Origin of the sequence: Acidiphilium iwatense, assembly GCF_021556475.1 — a bacterium.
Taxonomy (GTDB): Bacteria; Pseudomonadota; Alphaproteobacteria; order Acetobacterales; family Acetobacteraceae; genus Acidiphilium; species Acidiphilium iwatense.
Genome location: NZ_JAKGBZ010000100.1, coordinates 1 through 4384, shown reverse-complemented (window position 1 = coordinate 4384; position 4384 = coordinate 1). Strand labels below are relative to the sequence as shown.

The following is a 4384-nucleotide window of genomic DNA, read 5'->3' as shown; positions in this document are numbered from 1 at the left end:
ATCGGTTCAATCGCCGATATGACCTCGCCAGCATGATCCCGCGCCTCGGCTGGGCCGCCGCCCAGACTCCTCCAATGCCGTATCGCCTCCTAAAATTGGCTGAAGTTCATGGGTAAACAATATAGGATATTTTCGGTCATTTCGCCTCGACGGCAGCACTGAGGTCCTCAAGATTCCGCCCCTTGGTCTCAGGCGCGAGAACGAGGCATATGACAAATCCGAGGAGTGCCGCGGCGACGAACAACCACAGTGCGCTCTGCAGCCCCCATGCCTGGACGACGCCGGGAAACACCAGAATCGACAGGATCGCGCCGACCCGGCTCACCGCCGTGCCGAACCCCGTCGCCCCCGCGCGCACGCCAGTCGGAAACACCTCGGTCGGATAGACGAAGTCAAGCACGCCCGGCCCCATGTTGGCGAACAACGTCGCAAGGCCAAACAGCACTACCAGGGCCACGAGCACCGGATGTGGCACCAGGGCGAGCACCACGAGCATCACGGTCAGACCGCCGAACGCGAAGATAATCAGCGGCCGGCGCCCCCAGCGGTCGACGAGCGAAACGCCAATCAGTGCACCGATCAGCCCGAGCAGTGCCACGACCGCCGAACCCAGATAGGCGGCCGCGCTCGAACCCAGGCTGAAGGATTTCAGGATCGTCGGCGTATAGATCGAGATGCCGTAGAAGGCGACGTCGTAGCAGAACCAGAATCCGGAAACAAAAATCGTCAGGCGCAGTAGGGGGCCGGTAAACATCGCCATCCATGGCATCGTAGCTGCGGTCGATGCCATCACGCGGGTTCCTGCAGCAGCGCCAAGTTTGACCAACACGCCCGAGGCCTCGTCCACCCGCCCCCGCGCTGCCAGCCAGCGCGGCGATTCCGGAATCGCAGCACGCAATATGATGACGACGACCGCAATCAGCGCGCCGACCACCATCATCCACCGCCAGGCGTCCGGGCCGAGCGGCAGCAGCAGATATCCCGCGACATAGGCGCACAAAGCGCCGAAGAACCAAGTCGCACCCAGCGAGGCGACAAATCCACCGCGCCGCTTTGCCGGCACGAACTCCGCCAGCAGCGTCGACGAAATCGGGTAGTCCGCGCCGATCCCGACACCAAGCAGGAACCGGAAAATCAGCAGTTCCCACACATTCTGCGAAATCGCGGTCAATGCCGCGAAGACGACGAAGAAGACCAGATCGAATAGGTACATCGCCTTCCGCCCGAACCGGTCCGTTAGATGCCCGAACAGCAGCGACCCCACCAGCATGCCGACGACCGCAGCCGCCGCCACCACCCCGGACAGTGCCGGCGGAATATGCCACATCTTGACCAGCAAGGGCAGAGCAACGGCGATCACCGTCAGGTCGAATCCGTCGAGGAACATCCCCGCCGCTGAGAGGAGCGTCAGTCTTCGATGAAACGACCGCAAGTCCGCTGATTCCAGGATTTCATAGCCCATCGTCCATCCCCCTTGTTCCAGTTTCGGTATAGAGCCCTCGAACATCCCGCAAAGCCTGGGAACACCTCAAAACTGTGAATAGATCATGACGATTCGAAAGTGAGTGCAACGGGTCGTCCCGGCTACGCGCCTGCGGAGACGTGCGCTCGGGTCGAGCGATGGATCGACCTGGTCTCGAAGCATTGTTCGGATATGCTCGAACGGGAGATACTCTCGCCGTCGTGCGCCTCGACCGGCTTGGCCGCTCGCTCACCGAATTACTCGCGACGATCGTGATGTTGAAGGACCGTGGGATCGCGCTGCTCAGCCTCGAAGAGAAGATCGATACCACGGCGGCCGCCGGAGAACTGGTGTTCCACGTTTTCGGGGCGATAGCACATTTCGAGCGGCGGTTGATCGCCGAGCGAACCAAGGACGGCATTGCCGCCGCGCGGGCGCGCGGCAAGCGGCCTGGCCGGCAGCCGCTCGACTCCGATAGGATCGCAGCTGCACTCAAGCTCGTATCGGCCGGGCTCTCGCCGACTGCGGCGGCACGTCAGCTCGGAGGCGGCACGTCAGCTCGGACTTGGGCGCTCGACGGTCTATCGTGAAGTCAGTCGCGCCGGCATCCAGCGCCTCCCATAGCGGTAAGCCCGATCCCTGACGCGATCGCACAATTCTCTCTTGACAATAAAATGAATTACGGTTCACTACTTACATGGCTTATTGGCGAACACCGAAAATGGCAAGCCGCCTTGCCGAGACGCGCGAAGAGATCATCGCAGCGACATTGCGGGTGGTCTGGAAGTGCGGGTATGCCGACGCCACGGTCGCGGGGATTGCGGCCGAGGCTGGCGTTGCCACGGGGCTGATCTACAAGCATTTTCCGTCGAAGGACGATCTGTTCGACGAGGTGTTTCAACGCATCTCGACGCGCGAAATTGCCGTCTGCCGCGCCGCCGCGTCCATGACCGGGACGGCGGCAGACCGGATATCGAGGGTGGTGGAAACCTTCGCGCGCCGCGCGTTCAAAGGCCGCCGGCTGGCCGTTGCGCTGCTCGTCGAATCAGCGGGTCAGGCTGTAGAGGCGGATCGCCTCAAGTTTCGTCGTCCCTATCAGGATATTTTCGCGGACATTATCCGAAGTGGGGTCCTCGCCGGGGAACTCCCTGATCAGGACGCCGAACTTGTCGCCGCAGCGCTAGTCGGCGGGATCGTCGAGTGTCTCATCGGCCCGCTGTCGAGAGTAGGAAATTCCGAAATCGATGCGGTGATCGCGACGCTCCGAGCGTTTTGCGTTCGTGCGTCCGGCGGCCAATCGCATGTGACACGATCAAGCGCAATTGTGATGGCCTGAGACGATGAAACACGACACGCAAATTGAAACCCTGAAAACCCTGCTTCAGCTTCGCGAACAGCGGCGCGACCAGGAAATGCTCGACAAAGTGGTGCAAATTCCGGTTCGCAACTACACCGATTCTGCGGTCCTCGAGCGCGAGATGGCCACCGTGTTTCACGACTACCCGATGATAGCCGGGCACGCTTCGCATGTGCGGGAAACGGGCTCATATTTACTGAGCGATTGGAACAGGTTCCCTTATGTCGTGGTCCGCGACAAGGAAGGAACCCTCCGCGCTTTCCTCAACGCCTGCCGTCATCGTGGCGCGTGGATCGTCTCGGGCAAAGAGGACAGAATCAAAGCGTTCGTCTGCCCATTCCACGGCTGGGTTTACGATCTCGATGGATCGCTCAGAGCCATCACGAAGCCCTACATGTTTCCGGACCTCGATTATTGTAAATTCGGTCTGGTCGAGCTCACGGTCGTCGAGCACGGCGGCTTGATCTGGATTCACCCGACGCCCGGCGCGACGATCGACATCGCCTCGTACCTCGGGCCGATCGGTGACGACCTCGAGCGTTTCGGGATCGACAAGGTCATCAGATTCCGCAAAACGTCAGTCATCAAGAAGGCGAATTGGAAACTCCTTCTGAAGACCTATCTGGAGGGATATCACGTTCCTTTCCTGCATCGGGACACGATCTCGAAAGTCTTCAAGAAGGGCGTGATCGCTCACTTTGAGCACGGGCCACACATTCGACTGGCGGCTGCTCGGGCGAACATCCTCGACGCGCTTCAGGCGGACCGCCAAGCTTGGCGGATACTCGACTATGCCTCGGTCTATTACAGCCTGTTCCCGAACACTTTTTTCATCATGCATCCCGACTACGTGTCGATCAACGCGTTCTACCCGGAAGCCCCGGATCGAACGATCTGGACCCATGAGATGCTATACCGGGAGCCGGATTTTCCGGGTGAGAAGGGTCAGGCGGCTCTCGCCAAGCGCTTCGAGTATACCAACGATGTCGTCTTCGACACGGAAGATTTTGCTGTCGCGGAAGACGTTCAGGTCGGACTCCGTTATGGCGGCAACGAATTCCACACACTCGGTCTTGAAGAAGGCCTGCTCGCCCTATTCCAGCAGAGTATCGATCAGGTTCTTGCCTCGGGCAGGACGGCAATGTGACCCAGCAGCGCGCCGGATATGGGCCTGACCACAACGGCAGTGTTCCAAGCCCCGTCTGGGCCGGCATAAGCAACGTGCAAGATGTTCTACTTACGGCTCAGGGCTTTCAGGGTTTCATTCATACGCCCAAGTTTGAAGGCCTGAGCCTTCGTTCGCTGATACCAGAAGACATCTATCGGTTCGAGAATTTCGTCAGACGCCTGACCCGTCAAGCTCTTCGCCAGCGATTTGGTTGTCGAGGCGACCCTCAGCCGGCCACCATCAAGCGGTATATGTTCGAGAGCCATCATCCTGACCTAGTACCCCGAGTCGCTCATAGTGCGGGGTATAGCCGCTTCAGTTTGATGCGGGCGTTTGCGGTGGTGAAGTGCCAGTTGGCCTTGACGTGATCCCTATTGCGGGTGCGCTCCCATGCGGC

4 protein-coding genes and 1 pseudogene are annotated in these 4384 nt (G+C 60.2%); 4 read left to right on the top strand and 1 reads right to left on the bottom strand.

The genetic code is table 11. From position 1 onward, the window contains the following. A pseudogene (locus L2A60_RS19900) lies at positions 1-116 on the top strand (IS1595 family transposase); the annotation flags it as partial. Between the two features lie 20 nt (positions 117-136). On the opposite strand, the gene L2A60_RS19895 reads toward L2A60_RS19900, so the two are convergent. Next, positions 137-1387, bottom strand: a complete 1251-nt coding sequence (locus L2A60_RS19895) for an MFS transporter (RefSeq protein WP_235706201.1) — start codon at positions 1385-1387, stop codon at positions 137-139. Positions 1388-1620: 233 nt separating this feature from the next. Here L2A60_RS19895 and L2A60_RS19890 point away from each other — a divergent pair, with 233 nt between their 5' ends. The 3 genes from L2A60_RS19890 to L2A60_RS19880 all read left to right on the top strand — a co-directional run bounded on the left by L2A60_RS19890 (position 1621) and on the right by L2A60_RS19880 (position 3966). After that, positions 1621-2052: a recombinase family protein gene (locus tag L2A60_RS19890; protein WP_235706200.1), complete on the top strand. Its 432-nt coding sequence runs from the start codon at positions 1621-1623 to the stop codon at positions 2050-2052. 131 nt (positions 2053-2183) lie between these two features. Then, positions 2184-2798: a TetR/AcrR family transcriptional regulator gene (locus L2A60_RS19885; protein ID WP_235706199.1), complete on the top strand. Its 615-nt coding sequence runs from the start codon at positions 2184-2186 to the stop codon at positions 2796-2798. Positions 2799-2802: 4 nt separating this feature from the next. Continuing rightward, positions 2803-3966: an aromatic ring-hydroxylating oxygenase subunit alpha gene (locus tag L2A60_RS19880; RefSeq protein WP_235706198.1), complete on the top strand. Its 1164-nt coding sequence runs from the start codon at positions 2803-2805 to the stop codon at positions 3964-3966. Positions 3967-4384: the final 418 nt, after the last annotated feature.

Excerpts from the sequence above, each read along its gene's own strand:
- L2A60_RS19895 (WP_235706201.1), bottom strand. The coding sequence starts at position 1,387 with ATGTTCCTCGACGGATTCGACCTGACGGTGATCGCCGTTGCTCTGCCC.
- L2A60_RS19890 (WP_235706200.1), top strand. The coding sequence starts at position 1,621 with ATGGATCGACCTGGTCTCGAAGCATTGTTCGGATATGCTCGAACGGGA.
- L2A60_RS19885 (WP_235706199.1), top strand. The coding sequence starts at position 2,184 with ATGGCAAGCCGCCTTGCCGAGACGCGCGAAGAGATCATCGCAGCGACA.
- L2A60_RS19880 (WP_235706198.1), top strand. The coding sequence starts at position 2,803 with ATGAAACACGACACGCAAATTGAAACCCTGAAAACCCTGCTTCAGCTT.